Here is a 16,266-nt window from a genome sequence, read left to right as displayed (position 1 = left end):
CTCCCCCCACCCCACCGCGTGCGAGTCTTACGAGCACGTTCGCGGCCCGGCTCGCGGCAGAGCGGACGAAGCGCACGCGCCGCAGGCGCAAGTCTGGTCCGCTCTGCCGCGAGCCATGAAGGGGCCGCGAACACGCAGCGCCGCAGGCGCTGCAAATCCAACACAGCAAAACCAACACCATCACCCGATGTGCGCCGACAAATCCGGAATCATCCGCAGCGCCTCATCAGCCCAGTTGTTCCAGGCGTGGATACCGTACGGCGGGAAGGAGTAGACGGCGTTGCCGCCGCCCAGGCTGCCCATGCGGACCTGGAACGCACGCGTGTTGGCCAGCGCAAGGCTTTCCAATCCCATGCCGTTGAGGGTGCCGAAGCTCGGCGGGTCGGTGGCGGAGGGCAGGCCGCTGGCGGCGGCGATCCACAGGCGGGTGCCATTGCGGACCAGGTTGGGCGCGAACACGAACGGGTCCATGTGCAGCCACTGCGGGCTCCACGGCGGGGCCATGGAGTCGACGTTGTAGCCGCCCGCGTCCAGCATGGCGGCGCGGATCGCCTCACGCATGCCCGGCGCCGAGTTGTTCAGGTAACCGGAGAACGAGCCCGCGAAGCTGAACTGATCCGGGTGGTAGGCCGCCAGGGTGAGCGCGGCGCTGCCACCCATCGACAAGCCGAAGGCGCCGTTGCGGTTCGGGTTGAATCCCAGCCGGTCGCGCAGCGCCCAGCGCAGGTTGTTGGTCAGGAAGGTTTCCCACTGGTACCGGTAGCTCTTACCCGGTCCGCCCGCGAACCCGTCCAGGCCGCCGGAACCGGTGCTGGAGCCGCTGCCCGCCGGGACGCCGAAGAACTCGCTGGCGGAGTTCCAGTCGGCGTAGAAGCTGGACATGCCGCCGACCGGCATGACCACGTTGATGTTGTGGCCGGCGAGGACCTCCGGGATGTTGGTTTCGATCTCCCAGCCGTTCAGCGTCTCCGGCGCGCGCATGCCGTCCAGCACGTAGACGACGCGATTGGTGTTGCCGTCGGCGGCACGCAGGATCCGGGTCTTGATCGGCCCCATGCCGGAGTCGACCCAGAAGTCGAAGGCCGCGGGGTTGAACGCCGCCGATGCCGTGGCGCCCGTACCGGCGACGGCCGTGCCGAGCGGCAACAGCATCGCCACGGCGACGCCGAGAACGGACCGTCGCAACCACGAACCGGGTGTTCGAGACCTCTGCGGCTCGCGTTTGCCGCGCGCACTTCGCATCACATTCGACCTTTCCCTCGGGCGGTCCGATCAGCAAACATGTAGCGATCCCTACTGGCGCCCTCAACGGACACCGCCGCTCGACTATCGCCGGTACCCGGCCGAGTCGACCACGGCACATGTTGTTCGCGCATCAATCGGGAACGAATGCCTTCATGTTGCTGGATGGTGATCCAGACCACAACTACCGAAGCCGTTTTCTCTTCGTATTCGTTGCGGGTTTACCCACAGACGACCGTAGAAACGCCGAAAGACCGCTGCGCGCCAATGACGCGGAGCGGTCTTTCGCCGAGACGTCGGGGCTTTACCCGATGTTCGCGGACAGGTCCGGAATCATCCGGTAGACCTCGTCGGCCCAGTAGTTCCAGTTGTGCACACCCACGGCAGGGAAGTCGTAGGTGACGTTGTTCGCGCCCAGGGTGAGCATGCGGACCTGGAAGGCCCGGGTGTTGGCCAGGGCCAGCGCTTCCAGGCCCATCGCGTTGATGGTGTTGAAGCTCAGGCCGTCGGCCCCGCTCGGCAGACCGCTACCGGCGGAGACCCACAGGCGGGTGTTGTTGGCCTTCAGCCGCGGCGCGAATACGAACGGGTCCATCCGCAGCCACTGCGGGCCCCACGGCGGCGCCATCGCGTCGATGTTGTAGCCGCCCGCGTCCAGCATCGCCACCCGCAGCGCCTCCCGCATACCCGGCGCGGAGATGTTCAGGTATCCGGAGTACGAACCGGCGTAGCGGAACTGGTCGGGGTGGTAGGCCGCCAGGGTGAGCGCGGCGCTGCCGCCCATGGACAGGCCGAACACGCCGTTGCCGTTCGGGTTGAATCCCAGCCGGTCGCGCAGCGCCCAGCGCAGGTTGTTGGTGAGGAAGGTTTCCCACTTGTAGGTGGAGGTCTTGCCCGGTCCGCCCGCGGAACCGGTCAGCAGGCCGGAGCCGGAGTTCGCCGAACCGGTGGAGGACGAGCCCGCGCTGCCGAGACCGAAGAAGTCACTCGGACCGTTCCAGTCGGCGTAGAAGCTGGACGGGCCGCCGACCGGCATGACCACGTTGATGTTCCACTTGGTCAGCTCGCGGACGACCTCGGTATCGATCTCCCAGCCGCTCAGGTCGGTGCGCGCGCGCATACCGTCCAGCGCGTAGACCACGCGCCCGGTGTTGCCGTCAGCGGCGCGGAAGACGCGCGACTTGATCGGCCCCATCTCGGAATCGACCCAGAAGTCGAAACCGTCCGGATTGAACGCGGCGGACGCCGGGGCGGCAGGACCTGCCACCGACACCCCGAGCGGTAGCAGAACAGCCAGCGACACCAGCATGGACCGCTTGAGCCAAGAACCTGCTCTTCGAGTTTTAAGACGACGCCCGATCACGCCTCGCATCAGTTTCAACCTTTCGTTTCACAAGCGACAGCGGCAAGCCGTCCACACGGTAACCCGCCGATGCCCACGACCGGTGGACGCCAGGCCGGGCATACGGTCGTAGCGTATATCGGTATCGACACGGTGGCGTTACCAAAAAGAGATAAAGCGGCGTACGCCACTAAATCTACCTCCCCTGAGGAGAGCACCGGGGCCCATCCCGGCGGATGGGCCCCTGTGGTCCGAGCGTCAGCGCGGCGCGAGCGGCTGCGGGAACGGATCGACCAGCCCGCAACGCTGGATCTCGTACTTCGGCACCCGGTCGATGCGGTATTTCGCGAACCGCAGCGCGTTGCGCAGGTTGTGCCGGAAGCGCTCGAAGGTGAGCGGATCGCGGTAGGAGATCATCAGCGCCTGGGTGTCGGGACAGGACATCGCGGTGCGCGCCTGGGTGACCCATTTCTCGTCCAGGTACCAGGGCATCCACGGCTTCTTGTCCACCATGCCGGTGTCGACGACGACCCAGTCCGGGTAGAGGCTCTTGTCGTGCCCGATCCGGCCGTCGGCGAGTCGATCGGTGTGCGCCGCCAGCGGGTAGGCCAAGCCCATCGGGTCGAGCACGGGCACGTCCAGCGGGACGTTCATGCTGGTCATTCCGAGATTGAGGAAGTAGACCGTGTGCCCGGCGCCGCCATCCGGAATGGGCTGCGGCGGCGGAGCGATGTACCAGAACATGAACGACGGCGAATTGAGCAGCAGGCCGCCGTTGGGGTTGTTGGCGATGTCGTTGACCATCGCGCGGATGCGCGGATAGTCCAGGTAGTCCTCGGCCAGGATCGGGTGGTCGTGGCCGGTGTTGAGCACGTAGTAGACGCGCTCGTCCACGATGCCGGTCGAGGTGATCTTGGTGCCGGTCTTGATCGCGGTGGTGTCGGCGGCGAATACCGCCCAGCCCACGACGCCGATCCAGGCGACCGCGAGCACCGCGAGGGGCCAGTCGGCGGGCGTCGCCGCGCGCACGCCACCCCGGGGCGCCCGGATCGGCAGGACCGCCACCGGGAGCACCAGGAGGAACAGCTGCGGCAGCAGCATCCGGCCGTGCATGAAGTCACCGCCGACCCGCAGCGCGTACACGGTCAGGAGGAACCCGCTGAACAGGACCAAGGCGACCACCGCGCCCGGCGAGCGCAGCCGCTGCCGGAATCGGCCGACCGACCAGCGGCGCGCCTCGTCCCGATCGGCGGCGGCGCTCCGGCCCGCCCGCGTGCGCGCGGCGAGCACACCGGCGACCAGCAGCACCACCAGCGGCGCCCACAGGAAGTACGGACCCACCAGGTCCCAGAGGTAGGTGAAGCCCTGACCCCACTTGGCGCCGCCCGCGTCCTTCGCGACGGCGGTGTTGGGGTAGGGCAGGCCGTAGTAGCCCATCCGCCAGATCTGATAACCCAGCGGAACCAGCCCGGCCACCGCGACGATGGCCGCGCGCAGCACGATCGGCCGCACCCTGCTCTCCGGCATGGGGGCACAGAAGATCAGCAACAGCGCCAGCGCGCCGACCATTGTCATCTCGGGACGGATCAGCGGGGCGAGCCCGGCGAGGAAGACCAGTCCGAGCAGGCCGGGCAAGCGCACCGACTTCGCCTGGCTCCAGCGCACCAGCTGCCACCACAGCAGGCCGATCCAGCAGATCACCAGGCCGCTTTCCAGGCCGGATGTGACGTAGTCGCGTGCCGGGGGAAGTGCGATGTAGACCAGCACACCCGCGGGCAGCAACAGCCCGGCGCCGGTCCCGCCCCACAGCCGCGCGGAACCGAGCATGGCGAACACCACCGCTGCCAGCGACACCGTGAGCGCGACGCCGAGCACCACGTACTCGAGCCGAGCCTGGGTCAGCCAGCTGAAGAACCAGACCAGGTAGGTCCACGCGGTGCTGGTGTTGGTTTCGACGCGCTCGCCTTCATTGAAGACGGGGCCGTTGCCCGCCAGCAGGTTGCGCACGGTGCGCAACACGATGAGGCCGTCGTCGGCGATCCACCGCCGCTGCCAGCCTCCGATCGCGAAAAGGACAACGGTGAGCGCGACCCCACCGACGAACGTGGCTTTGGATAGACGCGCGAACCGCGAAGCGGAGCGGGTCTGCTCATCGGCCCGCTCCGCCGCGTATTCCGTTTGCTCCGCTACCAGCATCTCGTCAGGTGAGATAGACAGCGACACCTACCGCTCCGATCCAGGCGATTGCGAGGAACTGGAGGATGCGGTCCCCCAGCGCGATCTCTTCTGGCTCCCCGGCCTCGCCCCCGTCGACGTCGACCGCGTAACGCAGGATTGCGATGGTAAACGGGATCATCGAGATCGCGAACCAGTTGGTGTCTTTGATGCCGTCCTGCTGGAACGCCCACAGCCCGTAGAACACCACGACCGCCGTCGCGGCCAGGGTCCAGATGAAACGCAGGTAGGTGGGCGTGTAGTACTCCAGCGACTTGCGGATCTTCGCGCCGGTGCCCAGCGCGATCTGCAGTTCCGCGTAGCGCTTGCCCGCCGCCATGAACAGCGAGCCGAAGGCCATGATCAGCAGGAACCACTGCGACAGCTCGATGTCCGCGGCAGCGCCACCGGCCACCGCGCGCAGCAGGAAGCCGGAGGAGACGATGCAGATGTCCAGTACGGCCTGATGCTTGAGGCCGAAGCAGTAGGCCAGCTGGATACCGATATAGACCGCCATCACCACGGCCAGGTGCCACGACGCGAGGAACGACCCCGCGATCGATCCGGCCAGCAGCGCCGCCGACAGCAGGTAGGCCAGGTTCACCGGCACGACGCCCGCGGCGATCGGCCGGAACCGCTTGGTCGGGTGCGCCCGGTCGGCTTCCACGTCGAGCGCGTCGTTCACCAGGTAGATGCCCGAGGCCGCCATGCAGAACACCACGAAGGCGATGCCGACGTGCGCGAGCACGTCCACCTCGGTGACCGTGCCCGCGGCCAGCGGCGCGGCGAGTACCAGGACGTTCTTGACCCACTGCCGCGGACGGACTGCCTTGAACAGACCGCCGGCCAGCGTCTTGGGCGGACCCTTGACTACCGCCTCGGCGAGGTCGGCGCCGGTCGGCTCTTCACTCATGTCAACCAAGGCTCTTTCTTGTGCGGTCACTGTCGAGTCTCTTTTCGGCGGCGAGCAGGGCGGCGGCGGACGCGGCGCCGAGCGCGGAACCGGCGAGCACGTCGGAGGGGTAGTGCACCCCGAGGACCACCCGGGAAAGCAGCATCGGGGGGACGAGCACCGCAGGCAAGGGTAGCCCGGCCAATCTGCCGAGCAACACGGCCGCCGCCGTCGTCGAGGTGGCGTGCGAGGACGGGAAACTCAATTTGCTCGGCGTTCCCACGTTGACCTGCACCGACGGGTCGTTCGGGCGCGGACGGCGGACCACGCGCTTGATGACGATCGACGCCGCGTGCGCGCCGACCGCGCCGACGGCGACCCCGGCCCACTGTCTGCGCCGCGGCTTGTCCACCAGCCAGCCCGCGGCGGCGATGCCGATCCAGCCGAGCGCGTGCTCACCGAAGTGCGACATGCTCCGCGCGGCGGCAACAACGGCGGGCTTGCTGCCGAGCGTGGCCTGCACGGCGTTGATGATCGCGACCTCGGGCGGCGCCTGCTCGGATGCCGTGGGCTGCGCGGACACCGGGCCGCCATGACCGTTGGCGCTGTGCAACGGCGGCCGCACCGCCGCGTCGTCGGCCGCGCTCGCTCCCAGACTCACTGCTGACCGTCCTTCGTGTCGATGCCGAACACCTTCTCCCACGCCGCGGTGCTGGTCAGCTGCGGGTGCGCGGCACGGTAACGCCGCTGCATCTCCGGGAAACGGGCGGCCAGTTCCTTGCGCAGGCGCATGGCCTCCTTGAACAGGCCGAGCGCCTGGCGCGGATCGCGCTTGCGGTAGACGACGCCGCGGCCGTCGGCCGTGGTGACGGTGACGCCGTCGACCTGCGAGAGCAGGAACCAGCGCGCGTCCAGCGTCGGCACGTTCAGCTGCGGGGTCTCGTGGTGTTCGGTGTGCGCGGGCCGGACGTTGTGCACCACGCCCTTGGCCAACCGGACCACCTTGGCGATCGGGTTGGCCGGCTCGCCGACCGCTCCGACGCCGATATGGCTGGCCAGCGGCAGTTCGGTGGACGAGGGCAGGATCACCGCGTCCGGGTACTGCTTGCGCAATTCGTGCACCGCGCCGAGCGCGCTGGGCAGCAACTGGAACAGCCGCTCGGGTCCGGCGAGGAAGTCGCGGATGGCCAGGTTCTGGATCGCGACCGTCGAGTACTCCAGGCACAGCAAGTGCTTCAGCGTGGCCTTGATCGTGTTGACCACCATGGCGCGCCCGTTGCCCGGCAGGTGCAGCGAGGCGACGACGAGGCGATTGCGCAGGTGGAAGTACGCCTGCCAGTCGATGGCGTCGTCCTTGTCGCTCCATGCCATGTGCCACACGGCGGCGCCGGGAAGGGTGACGGTCGGGTACCCGGCGGCACGGGCGCGCAAGCCGTACTCCGCGTCGTCCCACTTCAGGAACAGCGGGAGGGGCTGGCCGAGTTCCTCGGCCACGCGGCGCGGGATGACGCAGGTCCACCAGCCGTTGAAGTCGACGTCGATGCGCCGGTGCAGCAGCTTGGAGTTGTCCCGGTCCTTGAGCGGGTACTTCGAGAAATCGTGGTCGTACTCGACGTTCGGCGCCGCGGTCCACATGAAGATGCCGCGGTCGACGACCTCGCCCATGACGTGCAGGTGCGAGCGCTCCTGCAGGTTGAGCATCTGACCGCCCACCAGCACCGGCGACTTCGCGAAGCGGGCGAAGGCCAGTGCGCGCAGGATCGAGTCCGGCTCGATCTCGATGTCGTCGTCCATGTAGACGATGTACTCGGCGTCGGTGGTCTTCAGCGCCTCGTACATGACCCGGCTGTAGCCGCCGGAGCCGCCGAGGTTGGGCTGATCGTGGATGGACAGGCGGTCGCCGAGCGCCGCCGCGGACTCCGCGAAGCCGGGCTCGTCGACGACCTTCTTGGTGCCCTGGTCCGGGATGATGACGGCCTCGATCTTCGCCAGCACCAGCGGGTCCGACCCGAGGGCGGCGAGGGTCTTCACCGCGTCGGTGGGCCGGTTGAAGGTGGGCATGCCGACCGCGATGCTGCCCTCGCCGGGCGCCTCGACCGGCGCGTACCAGCCGCCGGACAGCAGCGTGACCGCCGTGTCGGTGGTGATGTCGAACCAGATCCAGCCGCCGTCCTCGAACGGGCCGAGATCGGTCTCGAATTCCACGGTCACCGAGTCGGCCCCGGTCGCGACGGCGAATTCCTTGCCCTGCACGTGGATTCGCGAGCCGTCGGCCTTGGAGCGGTACACGTCCACCCGGCCGTGACCGGCCAGTTCCAGCCGCAGCACCACCGAGGACAGGATGCTCCAGCGCCGCCAGTAGCTCGCGGGCAGCGCGTTGAAGTAGGTGCAGAACGAGACCTCGGACTCCGCGCCGATCGACAGCGACGTGCGCGTGGTCGCGTGCGCGCGCCGGGCGTTGGTCTGCGATTCCTCGACGTAGAGCGTGCGCACGTCCAGCGGCTCACCCGGCCGGGGCAGGATGATGCGCTGCAGCAGCGACTTCGCGCGGGTTTCGGTGGTCATGTCTTCCAGAATGGATTGGGAGGTCATCGGGCTCCTAAGCCTCCTGGTCCACGAGCGGGGCGCCGTCGGTCAGGTGCGGCTGGAGCACGTTGTCGAACATGCTCAGCGCGCTGCCGATGGCCATGTGCATATCCAGGTACTGGTAGGTGCCGAGGCGGCCGCCGAAGACGACCTTCGCCGTCGCGGTCTCGTTCTTCGCCAACTCACGGTAGGCCAGCAGCTTGGCCCGGTCCTCCGGCGTATTGATCGGGTAGTACGGCTCGTCACCGGTCTGCGCGAACCGCGAGTACTCCCGCATGATCACGGTCTTGTCGCCGGGGTAGTCGCGCTCCGGGTGGAAGTGGCGCGGCTCGATGATGCGGGTGTAGGGCACGTCCGCGTCGTTGTAGTTCATCACCGAGGTGCCCTGGTAGTCGCCGACCGGCAGCACCTCGGTCTCGAAATCGATGGTGCGCCAGCCCAGCTCGCCTTCGCGGTAGTCGAAGTAGCGGTCCAGCGGGCCGGTGTAGACGACCGGCGCGTCCGGGTTCTCGGCGCGCAGCTGGTCGCGCACCTCGAACCAGTCGGTGTTCAGCCGCACCTCGATCAGGTCGGAGGCGGCCATGTTCTCCAGCCACTTCGTGTAGCCCTCGCGGGGCAGGCCCTCGTAGGTGTCGTTGAAGTAGCGGTTGTCGAAGGTGTAGCGGACCGGGAGCCGGGTGATGTTGCCCGCGGGCAGTTCCTTCGGGTCGGTCTGCCACTGCTTGGCGGTGTAGTCGCGCACGAACGCCTCGTAGAGCGGGCGGCCGATCAGCGAGATCGCCTTCTCCTCGAGGTTCTGCGCGTCCTTGGTCTCGATCTCCGAGGCCTGCTCCGCGATCAGCGCGCGCGCCTCCTCCGGCGAGAAGTAGCGGCCGAAGAACTGGGAGACCAGACCGAGGCCCATCGGGAACTGGTAGGCCTGACCCTTGTGCATCGCGAAGACGCGGTGCTGGTAGCCGGTGAACTCGGTGAACTGCGTGACGTAGTCCCACACCCGCTTGTTCGACGTGTGGAACAGGTGCGCGCCGTACTTGTGGATCTCGATCCCGGTTTCCGGATCCGGCTCGGAATAGGCATTGCCACCGATGTGGTGGCGCCGATCGATCACCAGAACCCGTTTACCCAGCACGGTGGCGGTGCGTTCGGCAACGGTCAGCCCGAAGAATCCGGAGCCGACGACGATCAGATCGAACTGTGAGGCGGAATGGACGGAGTTACCCGGGGACGATGCGACGGTCACGGGAGCCCAGAGTATCGGAAGTCCTCGCCGCGTCCGGGTGGAGCCGGAAGTGCGCTGAGCGGCACTGCTCGCCGCCCCCGGTTTCACGCCTCCGACCTCCCGATTTCGCCCGATGTTTGCCAAAATGGGCCCCGCTGGCAACCGACGGGCTGTTTACTCCCCTGGCCTTTTCACCTACGACTGGGCTCAGGCCGGGAAACCTACGTCGAGCTCGACCTTGTCCCGCTCGGTGTACAGCCGCCAGTAGTGGTCACCGAGTTCGTCGCCGCTCATCCGGACGATCTCGAGGCCGTCGGGAATCACTTCCGGGTGCTCGTCGACGATCTGCGCGGCTTTGCTGCGGTCGATCAGCGCACCGATATTGAGCAGCCCGACGTAGACGCCGGTGCCGCGCAGTTCCACCTCGAGCTGGCGCAGGTAACCGCGCTGCGCGGCCAGCGCGATGCCGAAGTTCGCCAGGTAGGGGGTGACGAAATGCTCGGACGAGCCCGAGGAGAACAGCAGCGCGCCGTCGCCTCGCGCCACCATTCCCGGGGCCAGCGCCCTCGTCATCAGGATCGGCGAGTGCAGCTTCAGCGCGATCGGCGCGTCCAGGGAGGCGACGTCCACCTCCAGGGTGGATGGCGTCCGGTCACTCATATTGCCCGCCGCGCCATGCATTGCCACGTCGATCGGCCCGAAGGCCGCCTCGATCTTTTCGATCACGCCGGTGACCTGCGCGGCGACGGTCACGTCCGCCGGGAAGGCGGCGGCCTCGATACCTTCGGCCGTCAGCTCCTCGGCATGCCGCCGCGCCTTCTCGGGATCGCGCCCGATGACCGCCACGCGGAACCCTTCGCGTCCGAATCTGCGCCCGGTGCCGACCCCGAGGCCGGGGCCGTACCCGAAGATCGCGATGGTCTTGGTCATTTCCACTCCCGAATAAGTTGAGCGATGGTTCAAGTTCGCGCTCGACGGTAGTCTAAGTTGAACCTATACTCAAGATATCTGCGGAGTCCGATTTGTAGGATCGGCCCGTGGACAAGCCGTTACGCAGCGATGCCCAGCGCAACCGGGACGCGCTCGTGACCGCCGCACGCGCCGTCTTCACCGAACGCGGCCTCGACGCACCGTTGAAGGAGATCGCCGCCCGCGCGGGGGTCGCCATCGGCACGCTCTACAACCGCTTCCCCACCCGCGACGACCTCATCGCGGCGGCGGTCGAGGACCGGATCGAAGCGGGCAGCCGCATCGCCGAGGAAGCGCTGGCCATCGACGACCCTTGGGAGTCGTTCGTCTACCTGGTGGAGCAGGTCTGCGCGCTGCAAGCGGCCGACCGGTTGCTCAGCGAACTCGCGGTACGGTCGGCACCCAGTCACGCCATCGCGCAGGCCCAGGAGTACGGCCACGGCCTGATGCGGCGGATCATCGCCCGTGCGCAGGAAGCCGGAGTCCTGCGCACCGACTGGGTACTGGAGGACATCGCCTTCATCACCTGGTCGCACACCAGGATCGTGGAGGCGACGAGTCAGATCGCCCCCGAAGCCTGGCGCCGCCACCTCGGCCTGACACTCGACGGACTACGCGCGACAGCCGCCCACCCCCTACCGGTGCCGCCGATCACCGAAGACCAATTGATGCGCGCGCTCGGGCGGGACGACAACCGCGCCTAGCGACGCCGTGACGTGACTACGGTGCGCGGCGAACCCTTCTGCGCCGAACCCATACCGCGCCGTCCCGCGGTGATCGACTCGAACAGGCTTCCACACAGCGGATCGAGCACGTGGGACGAACTTCGAACCGACGACGGCCGGTACGCGTGCACGCGTACCGGCCGTCGTCTGGTTGCGACCTACAGCCGCTGCTCGGCGTAGACCTTCATCGCGTCGCGCACGAACTCGGCAGTGCCCGCGCCGTGCACGTCGTAGTTGACCGCGAAACGCGGGTCGGCCACGTACATCTCGCCCAGGTTGACGAACGCCTCCCGCACCACCGGACGGCCCTGCCAGCCGATGCCGATCCAGTCGTAGTGGCGCTGGACGATGGCCTGCACCTCGTCGGCGCCGGGCGCGAGCCCGGCGGCGCGTGCGCGGCCGTAGTCGGCGGCGATGTCGAGATGGGTCTGCTGGAAAGCTTTCTTGTCCGCGTCCGACATCGAGCGCCACCAGCGATCACCGCTCTCGTAGGCCTCCTTGCCCCAGCGTTCGATCACCTCGTCCTTGTACTGCGTGTGGTCGAAGCCGTCGAAAACCTCTGCTGCCACGAGTTGTTCACCTCTTTCCGTCTTGTACAGCGTGGTTTGCACCGACTCGATCTGCCGCCGGATCCGATCCTGTTCCTGCCGGAGCAGTCGCAGGTGCGTGCGCAGCGCGGCGGCGGTGCCCTGCTCTCCGGCGAGGACTTCGGCGATGACCGGAAGGCCGAGGCCGAGTTCCCGCAGCAGCAGGATGCGTTGCAACCGCACGAGGGAGCCCTGGTCGTAGTAGCGGTAACCGTTGGTCCCGATCCGGCTGGGCGGCAACAGCCCCAACTGCCCGTAGTGGCGCAGCGTGCGACTGGTGGTACCGGCCGCCTTCGCCAGATCCTGAATGGACCATTCCCCGGTTGCCACGACCCTGCCCCCCTCTCTCGTCGGTGTAACCAGCTTGCAAGTTGACGTTACGTCAAGGTCAACCCGTATTCGGCAGGAAGTTCTCGCCGCTCTGCGCAGGTGCCGGAACAGGCGCGGTCCAGCTACCACCGCCAGGCAGTGCCCCGACACCGAGGCGAGGCCCGCCGACCTGAGCCGCACCACCGGGCGTAGACACACCCGGCGGTGCAGCAGCGCCGCCCGGCAGAGCGCTACCGCCGGACCGACCCGCACCACCAGGCGCGATCACGCCGAGTGAAGGCGCATCGTCTGGCCGTGGCGTAGCCGGAACCTCCTGCGCCTCCGGCACCGGCTGCACCATGCGCGAGTAGTCGACGACTTGTGCCCCGAGCGTGGGTGTCACGATGATGACGCCGTTGGTGTATTGCCGGTAGGTGCCCGCGCGCTGGGGCAGGATCATCTCCGGCCCGAGCGGCGTGCCGATGGCGCTGCTCGCGCCGCCGATCCGGCGATACTCGGCGTCGATCGCGGACTCGGCGACCGCCTGCTCGCGCGAGTCCGCGGGCGGCGAGCCGGTGACCAGCTCGCCGGGCGCCGGTCCGACGGCCGAGGTCTGGATGTCCGCGGGCGCCCCGCCATCGGGCGCGGCGGAGTACTCCGTGCGCAGGATCCGGCCCTCGCGCAGCAGGACGGCGCCCGCCGTGGCCGCGACGGCGGCTGACGTCCGGGAATCCTCCTGCGCGGTACCCGGATACCTCTGGCAGGCCGTGGTGTCGCACGTCTGCGCGTACGGATAACGCTGTTCGGCAAGGGCGTACGAGCGCGCCGCGATCGCCTGGGCGCGCAGCGCCTCCACCGCGCCCTTGTCCGCCCAGTTGGCCTGCACTTCGGCCGGGACCACGCCGAGCAGATAGTCCTCGACGTCCACCTGGTTGACAACGCGGGTCGCGCCGTCCTCCAGCGCGACGCCCAGCGCACCGCGGTAGGCCGAGCCACCACAGAGCGTGAGATGTTCTGCCGCGGGACGATTCGGCCGTGGATCGATCGGATGGATCCACGGGTCGTCGGTCGACGCCTGCCACAGCACGTCACCGTCGCAACCGACGGTCACGACCACGTTCGCACCACCACTCGGCAGCGGCGTCAGGTGTGCGACCTGGCCGGGCGCGACCTCCCGACCGCCCACGCGCAAACCGGCGGCGGCGAAGGCGTCGAGAGCCGAGCCGTCCTGCCGCATGAGCCGGACGCGGACAGCCGTCGGCGCGATGGTCGCCAGCGCCGCACCGGGGTAGTAGTGCGCGAGAATGCGTTCGGCCGACCACCCCTCGCGAGCACTCTCGAACGCGCCCAGTTGGCTCATACCGCGGCCGTGTCCTGGTCCAGACAGTGTCTGAAAAGGGACATCGACCGCCGTGAAACGCACCGCCATGACCACGCTGGCGATTGTCAAGACTCCACCAAGCAACAGAGGAACGCCCGACAACGAGCCGCCGGGGCACTGACGGAACACGCGGCAACCATGCCGCCTAAAAATGGTTCTCACCAGCATTGTTCTGCCCTCGGCGCGCTCGCATTGCGGTGCATACGTTCACTCCCACGGTTTCGGTTGCGGGTCGAATCGCCAGTTTCTAGATGCGTCAGCAATACAAGAGTTACATTCGAGCAATCCCATAATCCTCAACGAGAGGTTTAGCTATGTGACAATTGTGGCTATTGTGACCATTGATACATCAGGAAGCAATCTGAATCGCAGGTGATCACCGGTTCGACCTGATTGGAGACGCTCGTGCGGTACCGCAATCCGAAAGTTTCCTACGTGCTCCCGGTAGTCACGATCATCGCGGTAGCGGCCCCGCTCGCCACCCTCGCGCTCAGCGATTCGACCGACTACCGCAGCACCGCCGACACCGAACCGGCCGCCGTCGCGGCCGAACTCGCCGAGGTCGCGCTCACCCACGCGCCCGATATCGTGCTGCCCCTGCGCGAACTCACCGGCCTGAGCCTGCCTGATCTGCGCCTTTCCGATCTGCGCATGCTGCCGATTCCGGAGTCCACGCAGATTCCGGCTCCGCTCCCACCAGGCGTGCCGCGACCAGAAGAAATACGACTACCCAGTGCTAATTCCGGCCAAACCTCCGGCCCCGATATTTCCGGCCGGACGCCCGCCGGCGCGAATTCCCCCGCTCAGCCGAGTCCCGAACGCGCACCGGGCAGCGTGCGCTTCATCGCGGACCCCGCCCGGCTCCAGCCCGGCACCACTCCCGACACGCCCGCGCTGTCTCCCGGCGCCGTGACCCCCGAACTGATGAGCCAAGTGGGGGCCCAGGTGAAGGAACTTTCCAGCGAGACCCCCTTCAGCATGGTCGCGCTCACCGCCAAGGAGCTCGCGGACACCACGGCCACGATCCGCGCCCGGCAGCCCGACGGCACGTGGGGGCCCTGGTACGACGCCGAACCGGTCGACACTCATCGCACCGACCGTTCCGGCCCCGGCGCGACCATCGGCACCGAACCGATCTACGTCGGCGACACCGATGCGGTCCAGGTCCTGGTCACGCGCAAACAGGCGGCGACCGGGACGATCCGGCCGATAGCGGAAGCCGTCCCGATCGTGGACGACCCCGCTCAGCGCCCCGCCCCGGCTTCCGACGACCCGGCCCAGCAGTCCGCCGATCTGACCGCCGTGCTCATCGATCCGGGCCGTGGCGCCGCCGACGGCGCACTGCGCGACGTCGCCGCGGCGCTGCCCGGCGGCGGGCCGAGCGTGATCACCCGCGCCCAGTGGGGCGCCGACGAATCCATCCGCTGCGATCAGCCGACCTACGACGACAGCCTCGGCGGCGTTACGGTGCATCACACCGCGGGCCGCAACGACTACAGCAAGTCCGAGTCGGCGGGGATCGTCCGCGCGATCTACACCTACCACGCGAAAACGTTGGGCTGGTGCGACATCGGCTACAACGCGCTGGTGGACAAGTACGGCCAGGTCTTCGAGGGACGTTTCGGCGGCCTCGACCGCCCGGTGCAGGGCGCGCACGCGGGCGGGTTCAACGAGAACACCTCGGGCGTCGCGCTGATGGGCAACTACGAGTCCGAGCAACCGACGCAGGCGTCGATCGAGGCCCTCGGGGCGTTCGTGGGCTGGCGCACCAAAGTCGCCGGTCTCGATCCCAAGGGCCACACCACGATGATTTCCGAGGGCACCTCGTTCACCCCGTATGCCCAAGGTGAAACGGTGCGGCTGCCGATCGTCTTCGCCCACCGCGACGTCGGCAACACCGCCTGCCCCGGCGATGCCGCCTACGCGCTGATGGATCGGATCCGCGACATCGCCGCCGGTGCGCCCGGCACGCCCAGCACGCCCGACAACCAAACCCCCGAATCCGGCGAAGTCGACGTGGCGGCCCTCGCCGCCCTCACCACCAAGTTGCTGAACATGGTGCACGACAACATCATCGCCAGGCACTGGTCGCAGTCCGGCGGACCGAACGGACCCCTCGGAACCGCGCGATCCGACGTGCTGCCCGCCGCACACGGCCAGCAATACGCGCAGTTCTCCAACGGCTACGTCTACACCGCGGCGGACGGGAAGGTCGTCGAGGTGCTCGGCACCATCCTGGACCGCTTCCGGCAACTCGGCGCCGACGCGGGCGTCCTCGGACTCCCGCTGCGCAACGCCTACCCCGTCCCCGACGGCCTGCGCGCCGACTTCGAGCGCGGCTCCCTGATCCTCAACCAGCTCACCGGCCTCGTCACGACGGTGTGGAAAACCTACAACGACACCTACCGGGAAGAAATGAGCCGCAACCCGGTCGCGGCCCAGGTGAGCGCCCCGGTCCCGGGCAGTGCGCCGATCCCGGACAGCGCACCCGTCCCAGGCAGCGCCGCGGTCCCGGACAACGCCACGGCTCCCGGCAACGCCACGGTTCCGGCCGACGCCACCCCGTCTGCCCCTTCTATCCCGGCTCCCGAGGCCCGAACCCCACTCGCCCAAGCTCCAGCAGTGCCGAGCACTCCGCCCCCGAGTGGTCCGTCTGCCGAGCAACGGCCGGCACTCGTCCAAGAACCGCCAAGCGCTCCAGCCGTGGACGCGCCATCCGCCCCACGCGCCCAGCAACTGGACACCGTCCAGCCACCACCCGTTCCGGCACCCGAAGCCGCAACCCCCGCCGGAGCCCCTT

The 16,266-nt window shown here is 68.1% G+C and carries 12 protein-coding genes; 2 read left to right on the top strand and 10 right to left on the bottom strand.

Annotated features, from left to right (window positions below; all coding sequences use genetic code 11):
* Window positions 1-180: 180 nt before the first annotated feature.
* From HOV91_RS34830 to HOV91_RS34795, 8 genes are all read right to left on the bottom strand, one after another.
* Window positions 181-1,242, bottom strand: a complete 1,062-nt coding sequence (locus HOV91_RS34830) for an alpha/beta hydrolase (protein WP_174189506.1) — start codon at window positions 1,240-1,242, stop codon at window positions 181-183.
* Window positions 1,243-1,546: 304 nt separating this feature from the next.
* Complete coding sequence (locus HOV91_RS34825) at window positions 1,547-2,614, bottom strand: alpha/beta hydrolase (RefSeq protein WP_246351380.1); 1,068 nt, start codon at window positions 2,612-2,614, stop codon at window positions 1,547-1,549.
* 228 nt (window positions 2,615-2,842) lie between these two features.
* Complete coding sequence (locus tag HOV91_RS34820; RefSeq protein WP_217441469.1) at window positions 2,843-4,780, bottom strand: arabinofuranosyltransferase AftB family protein; 1,938 nt, start codon at window positions 4,778-4,780, stop codon at window positions 2,843-2,845.
* Window positions 4,781-4,784: 4 nt separating this feature from the next.
* Window positions 4,785-5,711, bottom strand: coding sequence for a decaprenyl-phosphate phosphoribosyltransferase (locus HOV91_RS34815; RefSeq protein ID WP_174189504.1), 927 nt, complete (start codon window positions 5,709-5,711; stop codon window positions 4,785-4,787).
* A 1-nt stretch (window position 5,712) separates the two neighbouring features.
* The gene (locus tag HOV91_RS34810; protein ID WP_174189507.1) at window positions 5,713-6,273 is read right to left on the bottom strand and encodes a phosphatase PAP2 family protein; all 561 of its coding nucleotides are present in this window, start codon (window positions 6,271-6,273) and stop codon (window positions 5,713-5,715) included.
* A gap of 74 nt (window positions 6,274-6,347) precedes the next feature.
* The gene (locus tag HOV91_RS34805; RefSeq protein WP_174189503.1) at window positions 6,348-8,282 is read right to left on the bottom strand and encodes a glycosyltransferase; all 1,935 of its coding nucleotides are present in this window, start codon (window positions 8,280-8,282) and stop codon (window positions 6,348-6,350) included.
* A 7-nt stretch (window positions 8,283-8,289) separates the two neighbouring features.
* Entirely contained in the window at window positions 8,290-9,516 is a 1,227-nt protein-coding gene (gene glf, locus HOV91_RS34800; protein ID WP_174189502.1) for a UDP-galactopyranose mutase, read from the bottom strand.
* A 186-nt stretch (window positions 9,517-9,702) separates the two neighbouring features.
* Window positions 9,703-10,425, bottom strand: coding sequence for an SDR family NAD(P)-dependent oxidoreductase (locus HOV91_RS34795; RefSeq protein ID WP_174189501.1), 723 nt, complete (start codon window positions 10,423-10,425; stop codon window positions 9,703-9,705).
* 107 nt (window positions 10,426-10,532) lie between these two features.
* On the opposite strand from HOV91_RS34795, the gene HOV91_RS34790 reads away from it, so the two are divergent.
* Window positions 10,533-11,168, top strand: a complete 636-nt coding sequence (locus tag HOV91_RS34790; RefSeq protein ID WP_174189500.1) for a TetR/AcrR family transcriptional regulator — start codon at window positions 10,533-10,535, stop codon at window positions 11,166-11,168.
* Between the two features lie 179 nt (window positions 11,169-11,347).
* Here the strand turns inward: HOV91_RS34790 and HOV91_RS34785 are convergent, their stop codons facing one another.
* Together HOV91_RS34785 and HOV91_RS34780 are read right to left on the bottom strand one after the other, a co-directional pair.
* Window positions 11,348-12,106, bottom strand: a complete 759-nt coding sequence (locus HOV91_RS34785) for a MerR family transcriptional regulator (RefSeq protein ID WP_174189499.1) — start codon at window positions 12,104-12,106, stop codon at window positions 11,348-11,350.
* 58 nt (window positions 12,107-12,164) lie between these two features.
* On the bottom strand, window positions 12,165-13,445 hold the full coding sequence (locus HOV91_RS34780) for a SpoIID/LytB domain-containing protein (protein WP_246351378.1): 1,281 nt from the start codon (window positions 13,443-13,445) through the stop codon (window positions 12,165-12,167).
* Window positions 13,446-13,901: 456 nt separating this feature from the next.
* Here HOV91_RS34780 and HOV91_RS34775 point away from each other — a divergent pair.
* A partial coding sequence (locus HOV91_RS34775) for an N-acetylmuramoyl-L-alanine amidase (protein ID WP_312884889.1) occupies window positions 13,902-16,266 on the top strand: 2,365 nt, incomplete at its 3' end.

Origin of the sequence: Nocardia barduliensis (genome assembly GCF_013315795.1) — a bacterium.
GTDB classification, from domain to species: domain Bacteria; phylum Actinomycetota; class Actinomycetes; order Mycobacteriales; family Mycobacteriaceae; genus Nocardia; species Nocardia barduliensis.
This window is presented reverse-complemented; position numbering and strand designations above follow the sequence as displayed.

Coding starts and splice junctions, on each gene's coding strand:
- HOV91_RS34815 (WP_174189504.1), bottom strand. CDS start 5,711: ATGAGTGAAGAGCCGACCGGCGCCGACCTCGCCGAGGCGGTAGTCAAG.
- HOV91_RS34825 (WP_246351380.1), bottom strand. CDS start 2,614: ATGCGAGGCGTGATCGGGCGTCGTCTTAAAACTCGAAGAGCAGGTTCT.
- HOV91_RS34795 (WP_174189501.1), bottom strand. CDS start 10,425: ATGACCAAGACCATCGCGATCTTCGGGTACGGCCCCGGCCTCGGGGTC.
- HOV91_RS34830 (WP_174189506.1), bottom strand. CDS start 1,242: ATGCGAAGTGCGCGCGGCAAACGCGAGCCGCAGAGGTCTCGAACACCC.
- HOV91_RS34780 (WP_246351378.1), bottom strand. CDS start 13,445: ATGAGCCAACTGGGCGCGTTCGAGAGTGCTCGCGAGGGGTGGTCGGCC.
- HOV91_RS34805 (WP_174189503.1), bottom strand. CDS start 8,282: ATGACCTCCCAATCCATTCTGGAAGACATGACCACCGAAACCCGCGCG.
- HOV91_RS34820 (WP_217441469.1), bottom strand. CDS start 4,780: ATGCTGGTAGCGGAGCAAACGGAATACGCGGCGGAGCGGGCCGATGAG.